The organism is Aestuariibaculum sp. M13 (genome assembly GCF_024723255.1).
GTDB lineage: Bacteria > Bacteroidota > Bacteroidia > Flavobacteriales > Flavobacteriaceae > Aestuariibaculum > Aestuariibaculum lutulentum.
This window is the reverse complement of record NZ_JANIAC010000001.1, coordinates 1025218-1051731: the sequence shown is the minus strand read 5'-3', so window position 1 is coordinate 1051731 and position 26514 is coordinate 1025218. Positions and strand designations below refer to the sequence as shown.

Here is a 26514-nt window from a genome sequence, read left to right as displayed (position 1 = left end):
ATATTGTATTAGTTTTGTCAAGTAAATAATTTTAAACTAAACTATGGAAAACTATAGTCAAATTACGAAAACGATTTCGTTGGAGAAATATGGAATTAAAAATGCCGATGTAAGGTATCAATTAACGCCAGATGAGTTGCATGAAATAGCTATTGAGAAAGGTCAAGCTATTGAAGCGTCTTCAGGAGCTTTGGCTGTTAATACCGGAGAGTTTACAGGACGCTCACCTAAGGACAGATTTATAGTTAAAGACGATGTGACACGCGATCGCGTTTGGTGGGGTGATATCAACATTCCATTTGAAGAGGATAAGTTTGATGCTTTATACGATAAGGTAACAGATTATTTATCAAACAAAGAGGTGTTTGTTAGAGATAGTTATGCTTGTGCCGATGAAGATTATAAATTAAATATTCGTGTTATTAATGAGTATCCATGGAGCAACCAGTTTGCTTATAACATGTTTTTAAGACCTACTGAAGAGGAATTAGTTGGTTTCGATCCGGAATGGACGATTGTTAATGCGCCAGGTTTTATGGCAAATCCGGAAGTAGATGGGACAAGACAACACAATTTTGCCATTTTAAATTTCACGAGAAAAATTGCATTAATTGGAGGTACGGGGTATACGGGAGAAATTAAAAAGGGAATTTTCTCAGCTCTGAATTTTATCCTTCCGGTTTATAAAAACACTTTGCCAATGCACTGTAGCGCAAATGTTGGAAGAGATGGAGATACAGCTATTTTCTTTGGATTATCGGGTACAGGTAAAACCACATTGTCTACAGATCCTAACCGCAGTTTAATTGGAGATGATGAGCACGGTTGGACCGCTGAAAATACAGTGTTTAATTTTGAAGGTGGTTGTTATGCTAAGGTCATTAACCTGTCGAGAGAGAACGAACCTGAAATTTACGATGCCATTAAAAAAGGAGCCATTCTTGAAAACGTGATTCTTGATGCAGATAAGAATGTCATTTTTGAAGATACCTCTATCACTCAAAATACAAGGGTAAGTTACCCGTTAAATCATATTGAAAATATTCAGGAGCCTTCAATTGGGAAGAACCCTAAAAATATATTCTTTTTAACAGCTGATGCTTTTGGGGTATTGCCTCCAATTTCTAAGTTAACACCGGCTCAGGCCGCTTACCATTTTATTTCGGGTTACACCGCAAAAGTAGCTGGAACAGAAGCTGGTGTTGTAGAGCCTCAGCCATCATTTTCAGCTTGTTTTGGTGCGCCATTTATGCCGTTACATCCTGCAAAATATGCAGAGATGTTAAGTGCTAAAATGACAGAATCCGGAGTCAACGTATGGTTAGTAAATACAGGTTGGACAGGTGGTCCTTATGGTGTGGGTACACGCATGAAATTAAAGTATACACGTGCTATGATTAATGCTGTATTAAATGGCGATTTAGGATTATATAACTACGACGATTATCATATTCATTCAGTATTCGGAGTGGCGCAACCAAGATCTTGTCCTGGTGTGCCAACATCGGTGTTAAGTCCTAGAGCAACATGGAATGATGATGAAAAATATTATACAACGGCATTTAAACTAAGTAATGCGTTTCGAGAAAACTTTAAAAAGTTTGAAATGCATTGTAGTGAAGAAATTCGTCGTGGAGGACCACAACGCTACGCGTTTTAACTTTATCAACTAAACTAAATACCAAAAGAAAAGGGCTGATTTTTAAATCAGCCCTTTTTTATTTGTTTATGAAAAGAATTATTTCCCTTTGTTTACTTTTTCAATGTATTTTTCTAAAGCCATAGTCATAGAAGGAGTTTCAGGAGTTGGTGCAGCAATATCTACACGTAAACCTTTTTCTTCTACAGCTTGAATGGTCGTATTTCCAAAGACCGCAATTCTAGTATCGTTTTGTTTGAAGTCCGGGAAATTGTGGAATAATGATTCAATTCCTGATGGACTAAAGAATACTAAAATATCATAAAAAACATCAGATAAATCGGAAAGATCACTAATTACAGTCTTGTAGAAAATAGCTTGTTTCCAATCTACTCCTAAAGCATTTAAAGTGTCTGGCACTTCATCTTTCACCTTATCGGTGTTAGGTAATAAAAATTTCTCGTCTTTATATTTTTTAATTAAAGGAGAAAGTTCGGAGAAAGTACGTTTACCTACATAGATTTTACGCTTTCTGTAAACAACATATTTTTGAAGATAAAAAGCAACAGCTTCAGACTGACAAAAATATTTCATAGTATCTGGCACTTTAAAACGCATTTCATCAGCTACTCTAAAGAAATGGTCTACAGCGTTTCTACTGGTTAAAATAATAGCAGTGTATTTGCTTAAATCAACTTTTTGTTGTCTAACTTCCTTAGCAGGAACTCCTTCAACATGTATAAAAGGGCGAAAGTCTATTTTTACTTTTTGTTTCTCAATTAAATCGAAGTAAGGCGAGTTTTCTATTTTAGGTTCTGGTTGAGATACTAAAATGGTTTTCACTTTCATGGGCGCAAGTTGTTAGATTGTCATTTAAAAATAAACACCTTGAACAATATAATATAAGGTGCGATTTCAAGTGCGCAAAGATACAAAATAAAATAAAACAAGTTAGGTTTTATTAAACTTTGATGGGCTTTAAACGAAGTAATTAGTCCCACTACATTGATAATTAATAAAAAGATAATTATAAAATAAATGAAATTTAAACTTGGTGTAAAACTATAAAGTAAAATGGCATTTATGGGTAATAATAACAGGCCTAAATAGTTTTTGTAGGTAATCTTTTGAAACAGATAGAGGTCGGTTAATTTTTCAATTTCAAAAATACTGGCAACCAAACGTTCAATAAGCACTTTTATTAAAAAGAATACAGCAATTCCCGTTGCTAGTTTAATAATGGCATCAAGGTAAATGGTTGTAATGTGAGTCGTTTTAAGGTAAATGATGTAAACAAAAACCGAAACTGAAAGGATTAGATTGAAAAATAGTAAGGCCTCAAACTTGTCTAAAAATTTTTGCTCTCGAGCGTAAATTTTCAGGTATTTCGAATTTCCAATAACGTAGGTGAAATCATTAAAACGTTTAGGGGCAATAAGTTTTGTGATGGCTACGGTAATTAGGCCAATAATAATAAAAATAGTGAATAAATCGTTTGATAGCGTTTCCCTAAGCATGTTGTAAAATTATTATAAAAATTTCATAAGAAAAGGTAATTATTAAGGAATATTTAAAATAAATAAACGCGTAATAGTGTACATTTGCTGAAATTAATTTTAAAGTCTCATTAACACCAAAGAATGACAAACGCTATTGTAATCATTCCTACTTACAACGAAATTGAAAATATCGAAGCCATTATTAAAGCGGTGTTTTCTCAATCTAATGGTGTTCATGTTCTTATAGTTGATGATAATTCCCCTGACCTAACCGCCTTAAAGGTGAAAGCACTGCAATCGGAATTTCCTAATCGTTTGTTTTTAGAGCAGCGTAAGGAAAAATCCGGACTTGGTACTGCTTATATTCATGGTTTTAAATGGTGTTTAGAAAGAACATACGAGTATATTTTTGAAATGGATGCCGACTTTTCACATAATCCTGATGATTTGGTGAGATTGTATGCAGCTTGTCATGATGAAGGTGCCGATTTGGCTATCGGTTCACGTTATGTTACCGGTGTAAATGTGGTTAACTGGCCTATGAGTCGTGTATTGATGTCGTATTTTGCATCAAAATATGTACGTTTTATAACCGGTATGAAAATTCACGACACCACGGCAGGTTTTGTATGTTATAAAAGGAAGGTTTTAGAAACCATAGATTTAAATAATATTAAATTTATAGGCTATGCATTTCAAATAGAAATGAAGTTTAAAGCCTATTTAAAAGATTTTAAAATAGCTGAAGTGCCTGTCATTTTTACCGATAGAACCCGAGGCGATTCGAAATTAAGTTCTGGCATAATTTCTGAAGCTATCTTTGGAGTCATCTCAATGAAATTGAAAAGCTTATTTAAGAAGTAGATAAATAATGAAAAAGAAACAAACGTTAATAAAAAACGCTCACATTGTAAACGAAGGAACCATTTTTAATGGGGATATATTGATAGAGGGCGAATATATTAAGGAAATAAGTGACTCTATAAGTGCAAAATCATCCGATGTACATGTTATTGATGCCGAAGGTAAATACTTGTTGCCCGGAGCTATTGATGATCAGGTGCATTTTAGAGAGCCTGGGTTAACGCATAAGGCAAATATTGAAACCGAATCTAAAGCTGCCATTGCAGGAGGTATCACATCGTTTGTTGAAATGCCAAATACCAATCCGCAAACCACAACAGTTGAAAAGTTAGAAGAAAAATTTGCTATTGCAGCAGAAACATCGTCGGCCAACTATTCGTTCATGTTTGGTGGTACTAACGATAACTTAGACGAAATTTTAAAGGTAGATCCAAAAAGTGTTGCCGGATTAAAATTGTTTTTAGGGTCTTCAACAGGAAATATGCTGGTTGATAATCCTGAGGTGTTAGAAAAAATCTTCAAAAGCACGAATATGGTTATTTCTGTGCACTGTGAAGATGAAGCAACCATTAAGAAAAACTTCCAGGAGCATTTAGATAAATATGGAGAGGATATTCCTGTAAGCTGTCATCCAATCATTAGAAGTGAAGATGCGTGTTACATTTCTTCATCGAAAGCGATAGAATTAGCAAAGAAAACTGGAGCACGTTTACATGTGTTTCATTTATCAACAGGAAAAGAAACTAAGCTATTCAGTAACAAGATTCCTTTAAAGGATAAAAAGATAACCGCAGAAGTTTGTGTGCATCACTTGTGGTTTTCTGATGAAGATTACGAGAAAAAAGGAACATTAATCAAGTGGAATCCTGCGGTGAAAACCAAGGAAGATCGAGAGCAGTTGTGGGAAGCTTTATTAGATGACCGTATTGATGTTATTGCAACAGACCATGCACCACATACTATAGATGAGAAAAAGAACGTTTATACAAGTGCGCCTTCAGGTGGACCATTAGTGCAACATGCTTTACCGGCCATGTTAGAAATGTATCACCGTGGTAAAATTTCAATAGAAAAAGTGGTTGAAAAAATGTGTCACAACCCGGCAATTTTATTTGAAATTGAAAAACGTGGTTACGTTAAAGAAGGTTATTTTGCCGATTTAGTATTAGTAGATTTGAATAATCCGTGGACGGTTAAGAAAGAAAATATTTTATATAAATGTGGATGGTCTCCATTTGAAGGAACAACGTTTAAGTCCAGAATTACGCATACATTTGTAAATGGTAGTTTAGTGTATCAAAATGCTAAATTCAGTAAAGAAAAAGCGGCTAAGCGTTTAACTTTTAATAGATAATGTTGAAGCAATTCATAACATATTTGGGTGTCATTCTTATTGCGACTTCTTGCGGTAATTTAAGCGGACCTAAAAAACCTGAGAATTTAATTCCGAAGGATAAGATGATTAATATTCTAATTGACGCTCGTTTGGTAGGTTCTGTAAATGGAACTAATAAACGGTTTTTAGAAGATAGAGGATATGATCTGAAAAATTATGTTTTTGAAAAGCATGGTATTGATAGTTTGCAGTTTGCCGAAAGTAACGACTATTATACTTATCACATAAAACAGTATCAGGATATTTTCGATAAAGCCATTGATAGTCTTGATCGTTTAAAAGAAGTTCTGGAAAAGAAACAGGACGAAGAACAAAAAATACGAAGACGTAAAGAGTTGGACTCTATTAGGAAATTAGAGAAAGTAAAAGACTCTTTAATTAATTCTGAAAAAAAGAAAATAGATAAAGAGGAGATAAAAGCTGAAGGTGTTTTAGCTAAACCTCTTTTAGAAAAAGATACCCTACCTCAGTAATTGTAGTATTAACAGCTTTAAATTTAAAATTTAGAGCTGTTTTTATTTTAGAACTGCTGTATTCCTTGTTAGATGATAATGTTGTTGTTAGATGCTTTGTTAATTGTCTGCGTTTTCCTGTCAACACATGTTTTAACCAGTCTAATCGCCATGCCATGCTTAACAGGCTTTTAGAGGCTAATTTTTCTGGTATTTTGCCGTCTACTGAAGTTGCTAAAGCTTGTAGGAAGTTTTTGTAGCTCCAGGTTTCAGCAACCAAAACAAAACGTTCGTTTGAGATGTCACTTTTCATAAGCTGTGTCATAATCTCAATAACATCTTTTACATCGACTAATCCAATAGTTCCGGAGGTATAATATTTAAGACCATTTAGTGCTCTTTTAAATAAATGTCCTGTGCCGTATTTCCAGATGCCAGCTCCCAGAATAACACCGGGATTCACAATAACGGCATTTAAGCCTTCCTGAGTGCCACGCCAGACTTCCATTTCGGCTCCATATTTTGTAATGGCGTAAACATTATTGTCATCTTCAGGATTCCAAACCGTTTCTTCATTAATAACAGCATTATTAATGGGTTTGCCCAAGGTAGCAATAGAGCTTACATAACACAGCTTTTTTATGTTTTTAGACAGGCATATATTAACAAGGTTGGCTGTGCCTTCAATATTGGTTTTTCGGAGAAGCTGATATTTATCGGGTTCGAACGATACAAAAGCAGCACAATGGTAAACATAGTCAATGTCTATAAATGCTTCTTCTAAGGCAGGAATGTCCAAAAGGTCGGCTTGTACCCAATCTATGGAGTTAAACAGGTTGTCGTAAGATTCGGTGTAAGTAGAAAACACGTCCTTTACCTGAGCCAATTTAGCTTCAGTTCTGTAAATCGCTCTTACTTTTTCGTTGTTACTTACAAGCTTATAAAGTAAGTGTGAGCCAACTAAACCAGTACCTCCTGTTACTAAAATCATGCAACTAATGTAAAGAATTATTCATTATACTAAAGTAATTCTACATTGATTTTTATCTTTGCCATACTTTTATAAAAAATGAATACGTAATGATAAAGAATTTTGTTGAAGAATTAACTTGGCGTGGAATGATCCAGGATAGTATGCCAGGTACCGAAGAACACTTAATGGAAGCTATGCGTTTAGCATATGTTGGTATAGACCCAACGGCCGATTCGCTTCATATTGGGCATTTAGTAGGTGTTATGGGACTGAAACATTTTCAATTATCAGGACATAAACCAGTGGCACTTGTAGGAGGAGCAACAGGAATGATTGGAGATCCATCTGGTAAGTCTGCAGAACGTAATTTATTAAATGAAGAAACCTTAAGACACAACCAAAATGCGATTAAGGAGCAATTGTCTCGCTTTTTAGATTTTGATAGCGATGCCGAAAATGCTGCTGTTATTGTGAATAACTACGATTGGATGAAAGAGTTCTCATTCTTAGAATTTATTCGCGACGTTGGTAAGCATATTACGGTTAACTATATGATGGCTAAAGATTCAGTTAAAAAACGTTTGTCTTCAGAGTCTTCAGTAGGGATGAGTTTTACAGAGTTTACGTATCAGTTAGTTCAGGGGTATGACTTTTTACACTTATTCCGTGAAAAGAACTGTACCTTACAAATGGGAGGAAGTGACCAGTGGGGTAACATTACTACCGGAACGGAATTAATTCGTCGTGTAGATTCTGGTAAAGGGTATGCATTAACCTGGCCGTTAATTACAAAAGCCGATGGAACGAAGTTTGGTAAGACTGAAGGCGGAAACATTTGGTTAGATGCCGAAAGAACATCACCGTACAAATTTTATCAGTACTGGTTAAACACCAGTGATGTTGATGCTGAAAAATACATTAAGATTTTCACTTTCTTGTCACGTGAAGAGATTGAAGGTTTAATTGAAGAGCACAAGCAAGCACCGCATTTACGTGCTTTACAAAGACGTTTAGCCGAGGAAATCACCATAATGGTGCATTCAAAAGAAGAATTAGATAATGCTATTAAAGCAAGTGAAATTCTTTTCGGACAATCAACAGGAGATGATTTAAAAGGCTTAAGTGCTAAAACCTTTTTAGAAGTTTTTGAAGGTGTACCGTTAACAGAAATTTCAAGAGATGACATTGAAAACGGATTAGATATTATCGGAGCTTTAGCTGAAAAAGGAGGGTTCTTAAAATCGAATAGTGAAGCCAGACGTGCTTTAAAAGAAAACTCTATTTCAGTTAATAAAGAAAAGGTGAAAGAAGACTACAGTATTACTGCAGATGACTTAATAAATGATAAGTTTGTGCTGCTGCAACGTGGTAAAAAGAATTACTTTGTATTAAGTATCGTATAAAGGAAAAAAGCCTGATGTTTACATCAGGCTTTTTAATTAACCAACCTAAAAATAATTAATCTTTTAGTTTTGCTTTCTCAGCAAGACTTTGGTCGTATATTTTAATTAAAACTTACAGTTATTTTATAAAACCATCAGATTGCACCCTCGAATATCAGAATTGTCAAAACGACCAATCACTTCAAAAGAATTATCCTCGTAAACTTTACCTAAATCCTGTGTGGCAATAAACGAACAGGAATTAATATTTGCCAGGTCAATGACGTTAATGCCACCGGCTTTTCCTTTTGGTAAAATGGTTAAGGCATCTTCGGTGTCACGTGTTAAAATACGCATCCACGTAGGACAATTAAAAATGCCATGTCCCTTTGAATATCCCTGACTTAATAGTTCGGTCATACCGTATTCACTGTGGATAGCATCGATACCAAACCCTTGTTTCAAAATATGATGAAGTTCGGCACGAATTAATTCTTTTCGGCGTCCTTTCATACCTCCGGTTTCCATGACAATTGTATTTTTTAGGTGAAACTGATGTGCTTCAACTAAATCGAGAAGTGCAAATGAAACTCCGATAAGTAAAATCTTTTTCCCGGAAGCATCTAAGTTAATTAGGGTGTCTTTTAATTCCGATAAGTGGTTCAAATAAAAGCCGCTTTCAGGGTGTTTAGATTCTTTAATCATGGCATCAACCATGTAAATTAGCGAAGAGCCTTCGCGTTCCAGATAAGACGGTAATAACGCTAAAACCACATAATCTGCAACCTTGCCGTAAAACGATTCAAAACCTTTAAAGAAACTGTCTTCATAAATACTTAAATCGGTAACCAAATGTTTACTGGTTAAACTTCCTGTTGTCCCCGAACTGGTAAATATGGTTTTTATTTCGTCTTCAGAGCTTAAAATCTCATGGGATTTAAAAAAATGAATAGGTAGAAAGGGAATGTCGTTTATAGATTTTACATCACCGGGATGAATGTAAAGTAAGTCGCAAAACGATCGATATACCCGATTGTTATTAAACTGAAATTTGAAAACCTCTAAAGCTAAGTTTTCAAATTCCTGATCGGTTTTTATCTTGAAAATGGCTGTTGTATCTATCATATCTAAATTACCTTAGCAAAAGTAGATAAAATAAAAAAGCGCCACCAAATGGCAGCGCTCTTAAATTTATAAAAAGATAATTTATTTAATTACTAATTTTCGTGTTGATACAGCGCCATCCTGAGTAATTTTCATGATGTAAACACCAGATTTTAAACTTGAAACATCAAGTTTATTTGAAACAAATTGCTTAATCACTTGTTTGCCTAATAAATCAAATACAGCAATATCCATTAAAGAAGTACTTTTTGCAGTAACATTTACATAGCCTAAAGATGTCGGGTTAGGGGATATATTGAAACCAGCAATATCGAATGTTTTGTTTGACAAGGTAAAATCATTTGCTGCTCTTGGGGTCCCTAAATCACCTGAGCCAAATGTTGAGGTAGCAACTCCCCAATTAGCACCGTCATCATTATCCGTACTATTCATTGCGGTAGTTGATAACTCCATACTCGCATTTGTAGGGGAAGGAAAAGTTGCTCCACCATCATAGTGTACTTCGTCAATTACAGTTGAAGAGCATGATATTATGATTTCATCAGAAATGTCGTCAAGAATGAAACCGGAATAAGTATAATCTAATGTAATTCCTCCGTTAGTACCAGAATCTCCGTTATTTCCCAGAATAGCATATTCCATTGAAGCTATTATTAAATCCGTATTAATGGTATGGGAATCTGTCCCGGCATCAGAAATGGTATAGCCTTTCAGATTGATAGAACCTAAAGATGTATTATAAATTTCAAAATATTCACCGTTATCATCTGTAGCACTTGGGTTTTGCATGATTTCTGTTATTATAATATCACCTATATTGGCGCAAACTGAAGCAGAATAAACATTTCCAGATACGCTTACAGTTTTATCTGTGACTCCAGTAGACGATAATGTTATATCATCACTGTAATTATTTGCAGCCAACCCCGATACCATTTGAACATAAATAGTTGTGAGGTCTACAGTTCCTGAACTTGGAGAAATATTAATTGAATTGATAAAATTGCTTCCACTGGTTAAAGAAATTTCAAAATTTGTAGGTGCAGTTAAAACAATGTCGGTAGTTAAATTAGAACCGTATACAAAAAAGCTTTCTTCGCCAGAAGGACCATTGCCCTCATAGTAAAATAAGTCTCCAGAAGTTCCAATTGTTTCAATTACTGGGTCGGTAGTGGCAACTGTGGTGTAGGTGCCAACTGGAAACATAGAACTACAGGAACCATTGGTTGCACACCCGTTGGTTGCGTTAATTCCACTATATGTCCAATTAGTTACTGAAAATGTTGTTCCTTCAGGTCCGGTACCACTTGTCCTATATGCCCAACCGCCTTCATAGGCCCAAGGTTGACCACTTCCGTCTGTGTTTATGTCTCCAAAAGTGTCAATAACGTTGCCGTTATAAAATAGTTCTATAGCATCACCTCCATCTATGTTGGCAACATCATCTATGTAATTGGCGTTTAATCCAAAGTAAGTGTTGAAATCACCAGGTGTTACTTCGTATGCAATATACATATAATTTCCTGCAGACTGTGTTCCAAGAAAACCTAATTCTTCTCCGTCGGTACCTCCACCATCGTTTGCAGAACCAATTCCATAAGGAGCTAAATCAGTAATGATTTCATTAACGTAAAGTTCTATTACTTTTGGGCTTCCGCCAGGTAAGGGACCTTCAAATACACCAGTAATAACCATCTTTTGCCCAAAAGAAAGTGAAGCAATTAAGAGTGTAACAAATAAAAAGTAAAGTTTTTTCATGTTATGTAAGATTAATTAAGTAATAAGTGTATTAAAATTACGAAATTCCGCATAAAAACCTGTAAATAAGTATGTTAAAGTTGGGTTTTTACCGTGATAGAAATTACTGTTGTATCTATGGTGTTTTACTTACCTTAGCAAAAGTAGATGACATAAAAAAGCGCTACCAAATGGTAGCGCTCCTAAATTTATAAAAATAAAAATTATTTAATCACCAATTTTTTTGTTGAAACAGCATCATCCTGAGTAATTTTCATGAAATAAACACCAGATTTTAAACTTGAAACATCAAGTTTGTTTGAAACAGATTGCTTAATCACTTGTTTTCCTAATAAGTCGAAAACTGCGATTTCCATTAAAGAAGTGCTTTTAGCAGTAACATTTACATAACCAAATGAGGTTGGGTTAGGGAACATGTTGAAACCAGCAATTTCGAATTTTTTGTTTGATAGTGTAAAATCGTTTACTGCTCCAGGGGTTCCTAAATCACCAGAACCAAAAGTTGAAGTAGCCAAACCCCAATTAGAGTTACTGTCATTATCTGTACTGTTCATTGCTGTTGTGGATAATTCCATTGCAATACCTGCGGAAAAAGGGAAACTACCATCCCAAATTAATTCGTCTATAACTGTAGTAGAACATTCTAAAATTAAACCGTCAGTACTGCTATTACCTAAAGAAATGTCATTTCCATAAGTGTAATCCATGGTTATTCCTCCGTTTGGAGTTGCGCCATTTCCTATAATGATGTATCCATTAGCCGGTACTACTAAAGATGAAGATATTGTGTGTGTTTCAGATGAAGAAGCATCGTCTTTGATAATCCATCCTTGTATGTCTATAGCGGAAGAAGTTGTGTTGTATAGTTCGAAATATTCTCCAGCTGGATCAATAACTGCATTAGGGTTAGGCATAACTTCTGTGAAAATAATATCACCAGCATTTGCACAAGTGACAGAAACACACGTAGGTGATGAGATGTTTCTAATAAAATCACAACTACTATCAGTAGGGTTACCGGTAAATGTAACTGTGAAATCAGTTCCTTCATCTACTCCTGTGATTGTTATTGTTCCTGAAGCTACACTTGTCGGATCGTCTCCTCCTACAACCCCAATACCACCTGTGTCTATAGTATATTGAGAAGTTGCTCCACTAGTGTAAGCTATTGTTGTGGTGTAAGTATCGGTTCCAGAAGTAGAGGTATCACAGGTAGTTTCTATTGCGCCGACTTCTAAATTACAAGGAAATAATACTTCAAAATTTATTGTTTGAGAATCAAGAATGTTTGCGCTTGAATCTACTAATTCAACAACAACCGAGTAAGATTCGCCATCTGTAGTATTTATAGAGTAAGGACTAGTTACATTTGTATTCGTTGTACCACCATTTATGGTGATATTAACCTGGTCGCCTGCAGAAGTGTTTCCTGTGTTAAAATTAACGTCGACAGTAGCTGTTCCGGAAGCAAAGGTGGAGTTATTTGTAGGTGAAGTAACTTCTATATATGGTGATGAAGAATATGCCGTTAAAACAAGATTTCTTAGTCTAACCCCTTTGTTGGCAATTCCGTTGTTAGAGATTCTTATTTGCACTTGATTTGAAACACTGCTAAGGTTTATAGGTCCTCCTTCTATATATGTAGAGGAAGAAGGGGTGTTTGTTACTTCCGTTTGAGTAAATGTAGTTCCGCCATCATAAGAAATTTCAATTTTGGCAGGATTATTTGTGCCTGAACCAAAAGTAGCAACGTCTAAATTTAAAATAGCTGATGCATATGCTGATAAATCAATTACATTCGTGGTAATTATATCATAATCAGTTCCGTCTGTTTCTACTAAATAATAAGAGCTTCTATCAATGTCATTTGTAGTTATAGGGTTAGATGAAGTCCAGCCAGTTGGTAAAGTTCCACCACCAGCGACATTGAAAATTTCAATTTGCCCAAAAGAAAGTGAAGTAATTAAAAGTGTAATAAATAAAAAGTAAAGTTTTTTCATGTTACGTAAGATTAATTATACATTAAGATGTACTAAAAATACGTATTATTTATGTAAAAACCTGTAAGTAAGAATGTTAAAGTTGATTTTTAACTTTGATATAACAATAAGTTTACTTAATCACTAATTTGCGGGTTTCACTAATGCCATTTTCGGTAATTTTTAGGATGTAAACTCCTTTACTGAATTCTGAGATATTTAATTCTTTGCCGGTAAGCGTTGTAGTAAATATGCGCTTTCCTAAAACATCAAAAAACTCAATTTTCTTTGTTAAGTTTTGTTTTGTGGTAATGTAAATGAAAGTTCTGCCGCTACTAACCGGATTAGGATAAATAGAAAGATTTTCGATAGTTTGTTGAATAGCATTTCCGTTAGCACTATTTTGTCCCCAGTTTAATTGGCTGGTAGACAATGCTAAAGAAAGAAGTAGAATTAAAACGTAGTTTTTTTTCATAGGTGCTATTCGATATTGTAAATTTAAGAAATTATTGCAAAAGTGATGCCAAAAAACCGTTAAAGAAACTCGCTTTTGGTCGAAAATTTTAAGATTGTGTAATCTATTTGTTATCTTAGTGTTATTAAATATACGTAGAGTTAACAGTTTTGGTTTAAGTTATATCTTTGATGCAGAAATCAAAAAAAACAGTATTCTACATACTAAATAATATGAACAAAAAAGACATCAAAATTCTACTTGTAGATGATGAACCAGATATTTTAGAAATTGTTGGTTACAACTTATCAAGTGAAGGTTATCAAGTAATTACTGCTGAGAATGGTCAGGAGGGGGTAAAAAAAGCTAAAAAAGAATTACCTCAGTTAATCATTTTAGATGTTATGATGCCGGAAATGGATGGAATCGAGGCTTGTGAGCTTATTAGAAAGCATCCGGATTTACAGAATACACTGGTGGTATTTTTAACAGCCAGAGGCGAAGATTACTCTCAGGTAGCAGGTTTTGATGCCGGTGCCGATGACTATATTACCAAACCAATTAAACCAAAGGTTCTAGTAAGTAAAGTTAAAGCACTTTTACGTCGATTTAAAGATGAAGAAGCTACCGATACGGTTAAATTAGGTAGTTTGGTAATTAACAGAGATGAATATAAAATTACTTCAAAAGGAAAAGAGATTATTTTGCCTAGAAAAGAATTTGAATTATTATCTTTATTAGCATCAAAGCCTGGAAAGGTGTTTAAACGTGATGAAATTTTAGATACGGTTTGGGGTAATGAAGTAGTAGTTGGCGGACGAACTATTGATGTTCATATTCGTAAATTACGTGAAAAAATTGGTGATGATAGTTTTAAAACCATTAAAGGAGTAGGCTATAAGTTTGTAGATTAATGCAACCAAAATTTAAAAAATCATATAGATTCGCGGTAATTACATCGCTATATATAACAGGTTTTATAACGCTCTTTACGAGTGTTTTTTTATATATTAATAACACCTTCAGTTTTGGGTATATATTGCTTTTAGCCTTATGTACTTATGCTTTTTCGTTTCTAATGATTCAGTCAAGGATAGAACGTTTAATCTATAAACGTGTAAAGAAAATTTACGACGATCTAACGCTTTTAGAATCTACCAGTTTAACCAAGCGTACCATCACTACCGATATGCAGACATTAACCGAGGAAATCGATAAGTTTGCACGTGATAAGAAAATAGAAATTGAATCGCTTAAGGTGCGTGAAAATTACAGAAAAGAGTTTTTAGGAAATGTTTCACACGAATTAAAGACGCCGTTGTTTACTGTTCAGGGATATATTTTAACCTTATTAGATGGTGCGATGGAAGACAAAAACCTTCGTGAAAAATATCTTGAAAGAGCGAGTAAAGGTGTCGAGCGTTTAGGCTATATTATTAAGGACTTAGATATGATTACCAAACTTGAGGTTGGTGATTTAAGTTTAAATATCGAGGTTTTTGATATTGTAGAGTTGGTAAAAAGTGTTTTTGATATGTTAGAGATGAAAGCCTCTAAAAAGAAAATTACTTTAACCTTCGACCGGGTTTATAAAGAACCTATTTTCGTTAAGGCTGATAAGGAACGCATTCAACAGGTGGTAGCTAATTTAGTGGTAAATTCCATTAAATACGGAAATGAAAAAGGAACAACCGAAATTAGTATTGAAAACCTGATAAAAAATAAAGTAATTGTTCGCGTTACCGATAACGGCGAAGGTATTGCTAAAATGCACTTACCTCGTTTATTCGAACGTTTCTATCGAGTTGATAAAAGTGGCTCGCGTAAAGAAGGTGGTTCTGGTTTAGGATTATCTATTGTAAAACATATTATAGAGGCCCACGACGAAAAAATATACGTAGAAAGTGAATTTGGCGTAGGAAGTGAGTTTTCATTCACTTTAGAAAAGGTTAAATAAACGCTTAAAGTCGGCTTCAAAGTTGAAGGCTGTTAAGCCTTTGAATTCGGCTATAGTTTCTAATTTCTCAAGTGTAAATTTTTCCTGCATGCAACTCGGTACCAGGCCTTCTTCGGTTAAACGCGTGGCTAAATATTCCTGTTCAAATTGACCGGGTGTCGGAATAAAAAAGGCTTTTTTGTTCAGCTTTGCCAAATCCATAACCGTTGTATAACCTGATCGGGAAATTACCAAAGCACTTTCGTTTATGGTTTTTTCTAATAATTCCGAAGTCATAAAGTTATACACCGTGATGTTGTCGAATTGTTTCTTGGTTTGTTTAGGTTGCATGAGTCCTTTTATGAAAACCACTTTCCCTTGGTAGTTTTTTAGCTCGTAAAGTAGTTTGTCTTCAAGAATAGTGCGTTGAGGTTCCGGACCCGACAGTAAAACCATTAAATCATTTTTAAAAGGAATATCCTTTTTTTCAAATCGGCTTAACGGACCAATATATTCTGTTGGTATTTCAAAAGCGTCTACGTGGCCCAGCTTCCCACTTAAATTAACTTTGTCACTTGTGTCTGGTACCCAGCATACATTGAACTTTTTAATGAATTTTTCATGCATTTTTGTGCTAAGCCATGTTGTAGATCCGCTTAATACTTTTAATTGATGTGTAATGAAAACCGAAGGTACAGCCTTATTGTAAACACCTAAACGGTTATCTGAAATAATTCCAGAAATGTTATGGTTTTTTACAATGGTTTCAGTCGCTTTTTTCTCATTGTAAATGGCCTGTAATAATCGTGGTGAATCTTTCAGAAGTTTTAATTTAAAGAATTTTCCGTTTTTAGCATAAGTCACATTGTAAGATGGTAATTCAATGTGTGTAAGCTTCGGGAATTCTTTTTTTAACAGCGAAAGGGCAACACCATCACTCGCAATAATGGGTTCAAAACCATTAGCAGACAAAGCCTTTATAATAGGGATGCATCTTGTGGCATGACCCAAACCCCAGTTTAAGGGTGCAACTAAAATTCGTTTTTTCATTAAAATCAAAGGTATGTATATAAACGCTCTCGTATATTTCCTTAATTTTACCAAATATTTATTTTCTTCTTAATTGAAGGGTATTAATAACACTAAAAATAGTAATTATCTGTGGGAAGCAAGAACAAACTGAGACGTTTTAGAGAGAACGAAACTTTTTCAAACGTGTATCAACCAACACGTGACGAATTGGTAAATGAGGAGTATGAATTAAAGGGGAACTGGAATCAAAAAGTTTTTAAAAATGATAACCCATTGGTATTAGAGTTAGGTTGTGGAAAAGGAGAATACTCTGTAGCGTTAGCACAACGTTATCCTGATAAAAATTTTATAGGAATCGATATTAAAGGCGCGCGCTTTTGGCGTGGTGCTAAAACTGCTGTGGAGGAAAATATTCCTAATGTTGCTTTTTTACGTACACAAATAGAACTTATAGAGTATGCTTTTGGTGAAAATGAAGTCGATGAAATCTGGATTACTTTCCCGGATCCGCAAATAAAATACAAGCGTACCAAACACCGTATGACGAATGCTGAGTTTTTAGCACGTTATAAGAAGATATTAAAGGAAGAAGGTGTAGTAAATTTAAAAACCGATAGTGAATTTATGCACGGTTACACACTTGGTTTGTTACATGGTGCAGGTCACGAAGTATTATATGCCAACCATAATGTTTACAAACAGGAAGGAAGTCCTGAGGAAGTAACCAGTATTCAAACGTTTTACGAATCACAATATTTAGAGCAAAATAAAGCAATTACCTATATTCGATTTAAAATTAAGTAGTTGTGAATATTACGGTTATCTTTTTTTTAGGCTTAATTATTTCGTTGGTGGGCGTGATTCCGCCAGGTTTGCTTAATATGACAGCTGCTAAAATTAGCCTTAAGGAAGGACATACACGAGGTATTATGTTTTCGGTAGGGGTTTGTGTCATTGTTTTGGTACAAACCTATATTGCTTCGGTGTTTGCTCAATATTTAAGTAAGCATACCGATGTGGTTGATATTCTTCAGCGTGTGGCTTTTGTAATTTTCGTGTTAATAACCATTTACTTTTTGTTTGTCGCGAAAAAAGATCCAAAGGAAGTGGCAGAGATTGAAATGCGAAGCAAACGCAGTCGCTTTTTTCAGGGTATGTTTATGTCGGTAATCAATGTATTTCCAATTCCTTATCAGGCGTACATGACTATTACTCTGGCTTCTGTAGGTTGGTTAACTTTCGATCAGATTGATATTCTGACTTATGTCATTGGAACGGGGATGGGGACTTTTGTGATGCTGTATATCTACATGTTTTTCTTCGATAAAATAAAGGATAAACCTATTACCTCTCAAAAAAGTATGAACTATTTGATTGGCGGCATTACCGGAATTATTTCCATAGTAACACTAATCAACATTATTAAAGAGTTGTAATATGATGCCTGAAACCCTGAATTTTTTCGATAAAGTTTACGAGGTTGCCAGGCAAATACCTTACGGAAGGGTAACAAGTTATGGAGCAATAGCCAATTATCTTGGTGCAGCAAGAAGTGCAAGAATGGTTGGGTATGCCATGAATGGTTCTGCAGGGAAAGATATCCCGGCTCATCGGGTAGTGAATAGAAAGGGACTGTTAACAGGGAAACAACATTTTGATGGCACCAATTTAATGCAACAACTTTTGGAAAGCGAAGGCATAAAAGTGATTGATAATCAAATTCAGGATTTTGAAGAGGTATTTTGGAATCCTTCAGAAGAGTTGTAATTCTTCAATATAACCACTTGTTTAACAGATAAAATGAGGTTTTATTCAGAATTCATCGTATAATCATTAAATAAAATTCATCCATAAATCATTTCAATACCTTAGGCTTTATATTCTGAACAATTCACAGTATATTTGTAGCCTTAGAATAAATCTAAATAGAGCATGAAGCTTAATAAAAAAGACATACTTAAAGCATTAGAATCTATAACAGTACCTGGCGAAGGACAAAATATGGTTGAAAGCGGAGCTGTAACCAATGTTGTTGTTTTTGGCGATGAGGTTGTTGTAGATATCACGATAAAAAATCCGAGTTTACAAGCTAAAAAGCGTACCGAGGTTGATATTTTAAAAACCATTCACGAACAGGTTTACGAAAAAGCTAAAATTAAAGTGAATGTAAAGGTTGATGCACCAGAAAAGCCTAAAGCAAATGTAATAAAAGGAAACCCTATTCCAGGAATTCAGAACATTGTAGCTGTAGCTTCTGGAAAAGGAGGAGTAGGGAAATCTACAGTAACAGCAAATTTAGCAGTAACATTGGCTAAAATGGGCTTCAAAGTTGGAGTTTTAGATGCCGATATTTACGGACCGTCTATTCCAATTATGTTCGATGTTGAAGCAGGTAGACCTTTAGCGGTAAATGTTGATGGAAAATCGAAAATGAAGCCTATTGAAAATTACGGCGTAAAAGTATTATCCATCGGATTCTTTACCCAACCTAACCAGGCAGTAGTTTGGCGAGGACCAATGGCAGCAAAAGCGTTAAATCAGATGATTTTTGATGCACATTGGGGAGAATTAGATTTCTTATTATTAGACTTACCTCCAGGAACAGGAGATATTCATTTAAGTATCATGCAATCGCTTCCAATTACTGGTGCGGTTGTGGTAAGTACGCCTCAAAATGTGGCTTTAGCCGATGCTAAAAAAGGTGTGGCAATGTTCCAACAAGATAGCATTAGCGTACCTGTATTAGGAATTATTGAGAATATGGCTTATTTTACACCTGAAGAGTTACCAAATAATAAATATTATATCTTTGGTCAGGAAGGTGCTAAAAATTTAGCTGAAGATTTAGAGGTACCGTTTTTAGGAGAATTGCCATTGGTACAAAGTATTCGTGAAGCTGGTGATGTTGGTCGTCCGGCAGCGTTACAAACGGCAACACCTTTAGAAAAAGCTTTTGAAAAAATCACACAAAATGTGGTTCAGGAAGTAGTAAAGCGTAATGAAGATTTGCCACCTACAGAAGCTATTAAAATAACAACGATGGCTGGATGTTCAGCAGTTAAAACTAAATAAATGACATCAGAAGAAGTTAGACTTAATGTCGAGAAAGCGTTAGAAGAGATTCGTCCATTTTTACAAAGTGATGGTGGCGATATTTCTTTGTTATCTATTGAAGATAACGATACACTGGTAAAAGTTCAGTTGCAAGGTGCTTGTGTGGGCTGTAGTGTAAATCAAATGACTTTAAAATCGGGTGTGGAAATGACTATTAAAAAGCACGTTCCGCAGATTGAAAAAGTAGTCAATATTGCGGTTTAATTGAAGAGTTTCATAGAAAACGTTCAATTATAGCTCCATTTATATAATAAAGGAACAGAAAAAAATAAAGAATTTTAGTAATTCTTTATTTTTTTTGTTTTTCCTATCAAATTAATAGGAAAAAGATTTGCAAATTAATTTTAAGCATTACATTTGCAAAAATAATTTTTCGGTTTTTATTAGAGAAAGAAGATGAGCGACATTAATATAAAAATAACAGACAGAGATGGTGTAACACATGATGTAGTAGCACCAACAGATATGGCCATGAATTTAATGGAAGTTGTACGCAGCTACGAATTAGCTCCGGAAGGGACTATTGGAATTTGTGGTGGTATGGCTATGTGTGCCTCTTGTCAATGTTATGTACTTAGCGATACAGAATTGCCTGAAATGAGCGATGATGAGGAAGCTATGTTGTCTGAAGCTTTCGATGTTAAAGATAATAGCCGCTTAGGTTGCCAGATTCAAATGACCCCGGAAATGGATGGTCTTGAAGTGGAATTAGCTCCTGAAAGTTAATTTTTATTTATTCTAAATAAATTCTATATTTGCCCTCGTGAATTTAGAGATAGATATAAATACAGGCTACCAGATTAAGCACCTTACGTTTTGTAAGTATGAGTTAATTACTCCTAACAAAACCATTAGCTTAAGTTTTCCGCAAGTTTTGGAATTACGCCGTAAAATAAACGAATTAACAACTTATAGTTCGCTGACTAGAATTGTTAATAACGAGAATTTTGTATTACTTTTTGTAGCCGGTAAAGAACATTTAATCTTTTTAGAAATTCCTCAATTATTAGAATTAAAGGAGGAATTAGACTTACTTTTTCACACACCTTCCTTCGTTTTAGTATAAAATTTTAAGCTTATTTAGACTTTTTTTAAATTTTATGCATTCGTTTTAACGTTTTCATTTTATTGTAACTTTGTGTAAAAGCGCAATTATGAACACAATAGTTAGAAAACAAATGTCTATCCACCCGGACGTGATGGACTTATTAAATAATCAAATAGCGATGGAAATGAAAGCTTCTGCTTCATATCTGGCTATGGCATCTTGGTGCGATCAACGCGAATTGTTAAATAGTAAAGCTCTTTTTTACAAGCAAGCCGAAGAAGAAAGAGAACATGCTATGAAGATTTTCGAATTTATAAATGATAATGGAGGTGCTGCTATTTCGCCTAATGTTACCAATGTAAATAATGATTTTGAAAGTCTTATCTCTATTTACGAAACGGCATTAGAACAAGAAATAAGCGTAACACAATCTATTTTTAAAATATTTAAAGCTGCGAGAAATGCTGATGATTTTATAACTGAAGTATTTTTACAATGGTTTATTTCTGAACAAGCCGAAGAGGAAGATACGTTTAGAAGTATCTTAGATATTTTTGGACTAATGGAAGGGATGCCATTAAAAATGATAGACGAAAGAATTCCAACGGAATAGTCCTTTACAATTCTAAAACATAAAAAAAAACGCTTCTTTAAAAAGAAGCGTTTTTTTTTATGTTTATGACTTACATACCGGGAGGAATTGGCGCAGGAACCACATTTTCAACTGCTGGTAGACTTTTTAAGTACGTGAAAATCGCCCTGATGTCTTCATCGTTAAGTTTTGCAAAATCCTGCCATGGCATTGGTGGTAACAGCATTCTGCCACCATCCAGACCTTTTGATTTACCTTCACGTATAGCTTTGAAAAATTGCGCTTCACTCCATGTACCAATACCACTTGCATCAGGTGTTAAATTAGCCGCAAAAGATGTGCCCCAAGGACCGGTTGTAGATGTTAATCCCATAGAGAAGAGTGCGTAACCTTTAGCGGTTTCCTTATCATATGGAGGCAAGACTTCATCGGACGGGTGACCTGATAGTAAACGATTAGAATCTGGAACAGGGCCATGATCTGTCATAACCTTTGGTGAGTGACAATGGTGGCATCCTCCTAAATCGACAAGGTATTCGCCACGTTCAACAAGATTAATAGGTTCTTGCTCTATGGTTTCAACTTCCATTTCTGTCGTTTTTTTATCAGTACGAGAATTACAGGAGTAAGCGAGCATGCTCACTACGGCGAATAGTAAAATTTTTGATTTCATAGTTTAAAAGTTGGTTGGTGATTATAGTAAAGTTAGTGAAATTACTAATGTATTAAACAATGATAAATCAATAAGTTGAGTGGGAAATTTAGATTGTCAGTTATTTGTAAGAGTAGTCTGTTAGTTTTCTTGGCCCTTCAAGAACAACACGAACAATTTGAAGAACACCATCGTCATTGGTGTCGACAAGCCATTTTATTAGGGTGATGTTACCGTTTTCAATTTCAATACCAGTAATGCATCTTGGATGTACACAGCTGCCATCGTTGAAGAATGGAATGTCTCCTGGTTCCGGAAATCGTGGTCTGTGGGTATGTCCTGCTATAGTAATACGATTATTATTTTCTGTAATCCACTTTTTTGTTCGACGTTCAACTTTAATGAGCTCTTTGTGATTTTTTGCGGGACGGGTGGGATCTGAAATACCTATAACGTTAAGTGGTTTCCATAGGATGCGAACTAAAAAACGACTCCATTTCCAAAAACTGTAATTCCAAGGGTCGGCTTGATGGCCGTGAGTTAAAAATAATTCCTGCCCGGTTTTAATATGTTTTAGGATAATACCTTCGTGGTATGTTAAATCGTTAAGCAGGGGTTTGTCATCTCCTGCTTCGGCATCAAAATACGTCTCTAAATGTTTTTTAACATAATTCGGGTTCCTGTAAACCATATCGTGGTTACCCCATATCATATGCAGACGTTGTTGTTCATGAAATTGCTTCATCAACATATATACATTTTTATGGGCTTCAAAAATAGGTTCGAAAGACAGGTTTTCCCAGAGTTCGTCGCCGTCGCCTAGTTCGCAATACTGAAAACCTTGAGCAAAATAATGTTTTAAAGCATGGAAGTATATGTTGCGGTTATTTGCGAAGTCGTCGGCAAAGCTATTGTCGCCTCGATGGCAGTCACTAAAAAGAATAAACTTACTATCATCATCGAAGTTGATGATTTTAGCTTTGTTATAGGCATTGTCTAATCTTTTTTTACTTGAAAACATTACAGTAAATGTAAATAAAAAAGTGTTTCAATATGTATTGAAACACTTTTTCAAGTTAATTAATAATTAGTTGGTTTGTTATTTTCTGAACAGAGGATCTGCTCCTATGGTTCCCATTAAACTGTTTAAATAAGAATCGTTACTTGCATGGTAAAGTTTATCCTTTATTTGTTGCAGTTTTTCTAAAATGTTTAGCTCTTTAACCAGTACTATATTATGGTCAATAGAGGCAAAATTTGTGAGATATGTTTGTTGTTTTTGGTAAAAGGCGATGTCTTTCTTTTGTTTTAATTTCAAACGTTCCAAATACCAATCGCTTTTTATAACATAATCTCTTTCGAAATATTTTCTAAGTTCAGGATTGCTGATTTCTTTTCCTTCGTAGGTGCCATAAGCCATGATATGTAGTAATATTTTTAATGGCGGTATGGCAGCTTCAATACTACCGTCTTCAAAATAGCGAAGCGCTACTTTTTTCTGAGCTTCAACAATATTATTAATACCATCTACATAATCTTCCATGCCTTGTAATTCTGGTTTCAGCATTCTTTCATCAAATACAATATTAGGTTCGTCAAACAATCGGTTTAAACATCTTAATGAGAATTGTTTGGTAATTCGATAACCTAATCGGCTGGCTAACACTTTTTGTCCGTTATATTCAAAATCATCAATTTTCTCAAGAGCGCCATCATTAATTAAGAAATTAGGATCGCGATCCTGAGGTTCTAGTCTGGCCCAGATTTCAGGAATTAAAATACTGATGTCGTGGTCGACTTTATTCTCGGCACCTACATAACCTGCTGCTGTACTAAAGGCATTAGATTCTGTTAAAATATGCGAAAGCAGAGCATTGTTTAAATCTGAGGTAGGCGTAAGCATGTTAAAAGGTCCTTTTGTTAAGGCGCCCTCAGAACCTGCTCCTGTTGTAGAAGGCGATTTTCCAGTAAGACTGCAAATGAAATCCATAAACAATTCAGGAGTTTCCTGATAGTGAATCGGGTTGTATACTGCCAAAGGACGTATGCCCGCTTTTTTATCGACAGGATTGTTTCGTCTGCCAGGTAAAACGGCATTAACAACATTAATAACCGGATCTTCAGATTTAATTTTACGGTATAGACGAACCCCAATTTCACCTAAATAGCTTTCCTCGGTTTCATTAATAAATTTGTTATATTCTAGATAACGCGGATTTTTAGTGGGCTCACCATCAACTATTCTTGTATGTGAAGGTAGCACGAAGTATTCTTCATTATTCTCGCTGTTCACAATACTTAAAACCAGGTCTTTTACAGGTTGTGTATACTTGTCGAAATTTATGGTATCTTCATATATTTCAATAGCATCCTTTTTTGTTAAAAGTTCGTAGTTTGTGAGGAAGGTATTTGGTGAAACAATATCGCGTTCGGCGTTTTCATCATACCCTCTTACAACCGCTTCATCCGGTCTTTGAAACAAATGACTTTCACAGTTTGCAACAACTTTTAAGCTTTTATTTGTGAATTCCGGGTTTAGGTTTTTAAACTGTTCTTTTGGTAAAGTTATAGTAGCTGAGATGTCGTCTTCCAGCTGAATTTTATGGCAGGCAGAAAAATCAGATCGTAGTTTGTTTAATAGCCATTGTCCGTTTTGATTGAACCCAATTCTAACATAACTACCAATAACCGGTGTGTTATGGTATTTTAATCCTGTACCATTTTTACCGTTAATAATATCTACAGATATACAATCTTTCCAATTCAAATCACCATGATCCTGACGGTAAAGCCTTTTTACAAACAGAACCAAAGATCGAATATGTGGTGGAATGTTAGATACAAATTCGTTGTATTCGTCTTTAAACACCGGAAGCGGTGTAAGTAACCTAACGGCCGATCCTAATGTTCGTTTTGAGCTTAAAAAGGGCTCAGAAGGCGGTAAGGTTGGGTCGTAATCTTTCCAGCGTTTTGAATAGTCGTATTCAATAATTTCATCAGCTTTTTTAAAATCTTCGTCAATATCAACAATGTTAAAAGTGCTATATGTTATGGCATTTAACATTGATTTTGAAATTTCAGATTTCCCACCTCCGGAAACAGTACAAGGTTTATGACAAAAAATGCCTTCAGGCGCTGTGTTAACAATACGCCACAGAGAGACAGCTTTATGTTTTTCTAACTTAAATTTATTTCCCGTTGGATGAATGTAGGTTTTATATGGCGATAAAACCAGTTTTTGTTCTGCACCTTTATAATTCCAGGTTATGCTATTGGTATTCGTATTTATATAGGCATCTTCAGGGATGTATATTAAGTTCGGATAATTTTTATCAATGGCATAATTTTCTGGTTTTACATCAATACGATCCCCTAATAGTTTTTTTGTGTCTTTAAATGAAAACTTATTATCTGCTTTGTTAGAAAATGCGGTGCCATCTACAATATCGCCCATTACACCTCTAGGGAAAGCAATGGCTCCACCTGAGTGTTCTTCTTCAACTAAGCCATATAAATTGGCTGAATAACTAATTTGCGTTTTAATTTCTTTTTTTGAATATCCATAATAGTTGTCGGCGATAATTGTTACTACAACGCCACGATCGTCACGACAAGTTACTTTAAAAGCACCACCGTCATTATAGATTTCATTTTCGTTTTTCCAGCACATGCCTTCGCTTCTTTGGCGTTCGGTAGCATGATCCCAATGTGGCAAGCCAACGTCTTTTTTCTTTAAAGTTTTAAGCTGCGGTGCCAGAATAATACATCCTGTGTGTCCTGTCCAGTGTTCGGTGTCAAGTGCGGCATCATTATGCGCTAGGTTAGGATCTCCGGCATTACCAAAAATGGACTCTACAAAGTCCAGATTGCTCACTAAGCTACCGGGAGCAAAGAATCTAACTTCCATGCTTTTTTGAGCAATAACGCCTTTAACTTCCGGACAAACTGTAGGTCGTAAAAGCAAAGAAACCATAACCTTGGCTTTATCTTCCTGACTTGCAGTAAGCGGTAATGTATTCAGGGCATCAGAAGGGGAAAATGCAGCTTTTAAAAAATGAGCAAACGTAAGTTTAGAAACTTCCTTTTTGTCTAACGGAACTGGTAAATTACTTTCTACAATATGAAAGGTACCTTTGGTAGTTCGTTTATCATGTAACGGATTGTTAAGAATACCTTGTTTTATGCGATACGACTTTACATTTTCACTTGAAAATGAATTTTCGTCGGGAGGTAAACTAATTTCTCTGGCGTGTCCTTTTTGATTCAAGACCAAAGTGTCGTTTGGAATTGAAATTGTTTTTATAAAAGGAATGTCTTTTAAATAGTCGTTTATAAAGTCCTGTATTCTTTGGTCTACAGGAGCAAGGTGGTTGGATAAGAGTCTTGATTTTTCTTTAAAACCTTGAGTAAAAGCTTTGGTTAGAGCCTGAAGTTTAGGGTTGCAAAACTTTTGTGAAGCCCCTTCCTTATCTTTAAATAAAGGTTGCCCTAAAGCGGCCAGTTGTAAGTTGATGTATTGAACAGTGTCTTTTCTACTCTGAAATTGGTTTGAAGAGTTGGTTTTATTGGTTTTCATTATAACTTAAGTAATCAATTGCACGTACTGTGATAGAAATTCA

Annotated in this window: 26 protein-coding genes; 15 read left to right on the top strand and 11 right to left on the bottom strand. The window is 35.0% G+C overall.

Features of this window, described 5'->3' with window-relative positions:
• The first annotated feature begins 43 nt into the window (after positions 1–43).
• A complete protein-coding gene (gene pckA / locus NO995_RS04440; protein WP_258226439.1) occupies positions 44–1660 on the top strand; it encodes a phosphoenolpyruvate carboxykinase (ATP) in 1617 nt (538 codons plus the stop codon).
• Between the two features lie 78 nt (positions 1661–1738).
• Here pckA and NO995_RS04435 read toward each other — a convergent pair whose 3' ends face one another.
• On the bottom strand, positions 1739–2488 hold the full coding sequence (locus NO995_RS04435) for a uroporphyrinogen-III synthase (protein ID WP_240572132.1): 750 nt from the start codon (positions 2486–2488) through the stop codon (positions 1739–1741).
• Positions 2489–2508: 20 nt separating this feature from the next.
• Positions 2509–3156: a DUF4271 domain-containing protein gene (locus NO995_RS04430; RefSeq protein ID WP_258226438.1), complete on the bottom strand. Its 648-nt coding sequence runs from the start codon at positions 3154–3156 to the stop codon at positions 2509–2511.
• 123 nt (positions 3157–3279) lie between these two features.
• On the opposite strand from NO995_RS04430, the gene NO995_RS04425 reads away from it, so the two are divergent.
• From NO995_RS04425 to NO995_RS04415, 3 genes are read left to right on the top strand one after another with little or no spacing between them, the layout of a single operon-like run.
• Positions 3280–4002 (top strand): polyprenol monophosphomannose synthase, encoded by a 723-nt coding sequence (locus NO995_RS04425; RefSeq protein ID WP_258226437.1) that lies wholly within the window; start codon positions 3280–3282, stop codon positions 4000–4002.
• 7 nt (positions 4003–4009) lie between these two features.
• Complete coding sequence (locus NO995_RS04420; RefSeq protein ID WP_258226436.1) at positions 4010–5356, top strand: dihydroorotase; 1347 nt, start codon at positions 4010–4012, stop codon at positions 5354–5356.
• The gene (locus tag NO995_RS04415) at positions 5356–5871 is read left to right on the top strand and encodes a DUF4296 domain-containing protein (RefSeq protein ID WP_240572128.1); all 516 of its coding nucleotides are present in this window, start codon (positions 5356–5358) and stop codon (positions 5869–5871) included. Before NO995_RS04420 ends, NO995_RS04415 begins: the two co-directional genes overlap by 1 nt.
• Here the strand turns inward: NO995_RS04415 and NO995_RS04410 are convergent.
• Complete coding sequence (locus tag NO995_RS04410; protein WP_258226435.1) at positions 5834–6841, bottom strand: NAD-dependent epimerase/dehydratase family protein; 1008 nt, start codon at positions 6839–6841, stop codon at positions 5834–5836. The genes NO995_RS04415 and NO995_RS04410 overlap by 38 nt on opposite strands.
• An 89-nt stretch (positions 6842–6930) precedes the next feature.
• Between NO995_RS04410 and tyrS the strand changes: the two genes are divergently transcribed.
• Positions 6931–8226 (top strand): tyrosine--tRNA ligase, encoded by a 1296-nt coding sequence (tyrS, locus tag NO995_RS04405; protein WP_258226434.1) that lies wholly within the window; start codon positions 6931–6933, stop codon positions 8224–8226.
• Positions 8227–8349: 123 nt separating this feature from the next.
• Here the strand turns inward: tyrS and NO995_RS04400 are convergent, their stop codons facing one another.
• The 4 genes from NO995_RS04400 to NO995_RS04385 form a co-directional block, all read right to left on the bottom strand.
• Positions 8350–9330 (bottom strand): acyl transferase, encoded by a 981-nt coding sequence (locus NO995_RS04400; protein ID WP_258226433.1) that lies wholly within the window; start codon positions 9328–9330, stop codon positions 8350–8352.
• An 81-nt stretch (positions 9331–9411) separates the two neighbouring features.
• The gene (locus NO995_RS04395; RefSeq protein WP_258226432.1) at positions 9412–11088 is read right to left on the bottom strand and encodes a lamin tail domain-containing protein; all 1677 of its coding nucleotides are present in this window, start codon (positions 11086–11088) and stop codon (positions 9412–9414) included.
• Positions 11089–11291: 203 nt separating this feature from the next.
• Complete coding sequence (locus NO995_RS04390; RefSeq protein WP_258226431.1) at positions 11292–13088, bottom strand: T9SS type A sorting domain-containing protein; 1797 nt, start codon at positions 13086–13088, stop codon at positions 11292–11294.
• 112 nt (positions 13089–13200) lie between these two features.
• Complete coding sequence (locus NO995_RS04385; protein ID WP_258226430.1) at positions 13201–13542, bottom strand: T9SS type A sorting domain-containing protein; 342 nt, start codon at positions 13540–13542, stop codon at positions 13201–13203.
• Between the two features lie 212 nt (positions 13543–13754).
• Between NO995_RS04385 and NO995_RS04380 the strand changes: the two genes are divergently transcribed.
• Both NO995_RS04380 and NO995_RS04375 read left to right on the top strand, forming a co-directional pair.
• A complete protein-coding gene (locus NO995_RS04380) occupies positions 13755–14435 on the top strand; it encodes a response regulator transcription factor (protein WP_240572122.1) in 681 nt (226 codons plus the stop codon).
• Positions 14435–15478: a cell wall metabolism sensor histidine kinase WalK gene (locus NO995_RS04375; protein ID WP_258226429.1), complete on the top strand. Its 1044-nt coding sequence runs from the start codon at positions 14435–14437 to the stop codon at positions 15476–15478. The genes NO995_RS04380 and NO995_RS04375 overlap by 1 nt, the downstream gene beginning before the upstream one ends.
• On the opposite strand, the gene NO995_RS04370 is transcribed toward NO995_RS04375, so the two are convergent.
• Complete coding sequence (locus NO995_RS04370) at positions 15461–16507, bottom strand: glycosyltransferase (protein WP_258226428.1); 1047 nt, start codon at positions 16505–16507, stop codon at positions 15461–15463. The genes NO995_RS04375 and NO995_RS04370 overlap by 18 nt on opposite strands.
• Before the next feature lie 111 nt (positions 16508–16618).
• On the opposite strand from NO995_RS04370, the gene trmB reads away from it, so the two are divergent.
• From trmB to NO995_RS04330, 8 genes are all read left to right on the top strand, one after another.
• Positions 16619–17293, top strand: a complete 675-nt coding sequence (gene trmB, locus NO995_RS04365; protein ID WP_258226427.1) for a tRNA (guanosine(46)-N7)-methyltransferase TrmB — start codon at positions 16619–16621, stop codon at positions 17291–17293.
• Between the two features lie 2 nt (positions 17294–17295).
• Positions 17296–17925: a LysE family transporter gene (locus NO995_RS04360; protein WP_240572118.1), complete on the top strand. Its 630-nt coding sequence runs from the start codon at positions 17296–17298 to the stop codon at positions 17923–17925.
• A 1-nt stretch (position 17926) separates the two neighbouring features.
• A complete protein-coding gene (locus tag NO995_RS04355) occupies positions 17927–18256 on the top strand; it encodes an MGMT family protein (RefSeq protein WP_258226426.1) in 330 nt (109 codons plus the stop codon).
• A 165-nt stretch (positions 18257–18421) separates the two neighbouring features.
• Entirely contained in the window at positions 18422–19561 is a 1140-nt protein-coding gene (locus NO995_RS04350) for an Mrp/NBP35 family ATP-binding protein (RefSeq protein ID WP_258226425.1), read from the top strand.
• Complete coding sequence (locus tag NO995_RS04345; RefSeq protein ID WP_258226424.1) at positions 19562–19807, top strand: NifU family protein; 246 nt, start codon at positions 19562–19564, stop codon at positions 19805–19807.
• Between the two features lie 192 nt (positions 19808–19999).
• Complete coding sequence (locus NO995_RS04340; protein ID WP_240572114.1) at positions 20000–20329, top strand: 2Fe-2S iron-sulfur cluster-binding protein; 330 nt, start codon at positions 20000–20002, stop codon at positions 20327–20329.
• 37 nt (positions 20330–20366) lie between these two features.
• Positions 20367–20669 (top strand): hypothetical protein, encoded by a 303-nt coding sequence (locus tag NO995_RS04335; protein WP_258226423.1) that lies wholly within the window; start codon positions 20367–20369, stop codon positions 20667–20669.
• Between the two features lie 88 nt (positions 20670–20757).
• Positions 20758–21264, top strand: coding sequence for a ferritin (locus NO995_RS04330; RefSeq protein WP_258226422.1), 507 nt, complete (start codon positions 20758–20760; stop codon positions 21262–21264).
• A 70-nt stretch (positions 21265–21334) separates the two neighbouring features.
• Here the strand turns inward: NO995_RS04330 and NO995_RS04325 are convergent, their stop codons facing one another.
• From NO995_RS04325 to NO995_RS04315, 3 genes are all read right to left on the bottom strand, one after another.
• Positions 21335–21916: a cytochrome c gene (locus tag NO995_RS04325; protein ID WP_258226421.1), complete on the bottom strand. Its 582-nt coding sequence runs from the start codon at positions 21914–21916 to the stop codon at positions 21335–21337.
• 100 nt (positions 21917–22016) lie between these two features.
• Positions 22017–22916, bottom strand: coding sequence for a metallophosphoesterase family protein (locus tag NO995_RS04320; protein WP_258226420.1), 900 nt, complete (start codon positions 22914–22916; stop codon positions 22017–22019).
• A 78-nt stretch (positions 22917–22994) separates the two neighbouring features.
• Positions 22995–26471 (bottom strand): hypothetical protein, encoded by a 3477-nt coding sequence (locus NO995_RS04315; protein ID WP_258226419.1) that lies wholly within the window; start codon positions 26469–26471, stop codon positions 22995–22997.
• Positions 26472–26514: the final 43 nt, after the last annotated feature.

What these genes read in the sequence shown, in the direction of transcription:
- pckA (WP_258226439.1), top strand. Translation starts at nt 44, where the DNA reads ATGGAAAACTATAGTCAAATTACGAAAACGATTTCGTTGGAGAAATAT.
- NO995_RS04435 (WP_240572132.1), bottom strand. Translation starts at nt 2,488, where the DNA reads ATGAAAGTGAAAACCATTTTAGTATCTCAACCAGAACCTAAAATAGAA.
- NO995_RS04430 (WP_258226438.1), bottom strand. Translation starts at nt 3,156, where the DNA reads ATGCTTAGGGAAACGCTATCAAACGATTTATTCACTATTTTTATTATT.
- NO995_RS04425 (WP_258226437.1), top strand. Translation starts at nt 3,280, where the DNA reads ATGACAAACGCTATTGTAATCATTCCTACTTACAACGAAATTGAAAAT.
- NO995_RS04420 (WP_258226436.1), top strand. Translation starts at nt 4,010, where the DNA reads ATGAAAAAGAAACAAACGTTAATAAAAAACGCTCACATTGTAAACGAA.
- NO995_RS04415 (WP_240572128.1), top strand. Translation starts at nt 5,356, where the DNA reads ATGTTGAAGCAATTCATAACATATTTGGGTGTCATTCTTATTGCGACT.
- NO995_RS04410 (WP_258226435.1), bottom strand. Translation starts at nt 6,841, where the DNA reads ATGATTTTAGTAACAGGAGGTACTGGTTTAGTTGGCTCACACTTACTT.
- tyrS (WP_258226434.1), top strand. Translation starts at nt 6,931, where the DNA reads ATGATAAAGAATTTTGTTGAAGAATTAACTTGGCGTGGAATGATCCAG.
- NO995_RS04400 (WP_258226433.1), bottom strand. Translation starts at nt 9,330, where the DNA reads ATGATAGATACAACAGCCATTTTCAAGATAAAAACCGATCAGGAATTT.
- NO995_RS04395 (WP_258226432.1), bottom strand. Translation starts at nt 11,088, where the DNA reads ATGAAAAAACTTTACTTTTTATTTGTTACACTCTTAATTGCTTCACTT.
- NO995_RS04390 (WP_258226431.1), bottom strand. Translation starts at nt 13,088, where the DNA reads ATGAAAAAACTTTACTTTTTATTTATTACACTTTTAATTACTTCACTT.
- NO995_RS04385 (WP_258226430.1), bottom strand. Translation starts at nt 13,542, where the DNA reads ATGAAAAAAAACTACGTTTTAATTCTACTTCTTTCTTTAGCATTGTCT.
- NO995_RS04380 (WP_240572122.1), top strand. Translation starts at nt 13,755, where the DNA reads ATGAACAAAAAAGACATCAAAATTCTACTTGTAGATGATGAACCAGAT.
- NO995_RS04375 (WP_258226429.1), top strand. Translation starts at nt 14,435, where the DNA reads ATGCAACCAAAATTTAAAAAATCATATAGATTCGCGGTAATTACATCG.
- NO995_RS04370 (WP_258226428.1), bottom strand. Translation starts at nt 16,507, where the DNA reads ATGAAAAAACGAATTTTAGTTGCACCCTTAAACTGGGGTTTGGGTCAT.
- NO995_RS04355 (WP_258226426.1), top strand. Translation starts at nt 17,927, where the DNA reads ATGATGCCTGAAACCCTGAATTTTTTCGATAAAGTTTACGAGGTTGCC.
- NO995_RS04350 (WP_258226425.1), top strand. Translation starts at nt 18,422, where the DNA reads ATGAAGCTTAATAAAAAAGACATACTTAAAGCATTAGAATCTATAACA.
- NO995_RS04345 (WP_258226424.1), top strand. Translation starts at nt 19,562, where the DNA reads ATGACATCAGAAGAAGTTAGACTTAATGTCGAGAAAGCGTTAGAAGAG.
- NO995_RS04340 (WP_240572114.1), top strand. Translation starts at nt 20,000, where the DNA reads ATGAGCGACATTAATATAAAAATAACAGACAGAGATGGTGTAACACAT.
- NO995_RS04330 (WP_258226422.1), top strand. Translation starts at nt 20,758, where the DNA reads ATGAACACAATAGTTAGAAAACAAATGTCTATCCACCCGGACGTGATG.
- NO995_RS04325 (WP_258226421.1), bottom strand. Translation starts at nt 21,916, where the DNA reads ATGAAATCAAAAATTTTACTATTCGCCGTAGTGAGCATGCTCGCTTAC.
- NO995_RS04320 (WP_258226420.1), bottom strand. Translation starts at nt 22,916, where the DNA reads ATGTTTTCAAGTAAAAAAAGATTAGACAATGCCTATAACAAAGCTAAA.
- NO995_RS04315 (WP_258226419.1), bottom strand. Translation starts at nt 26,471, where the DNA reads ATGAAAACCAATAAAACCAACTCTTCAAACCAATTTCAGAGTAGAAAA.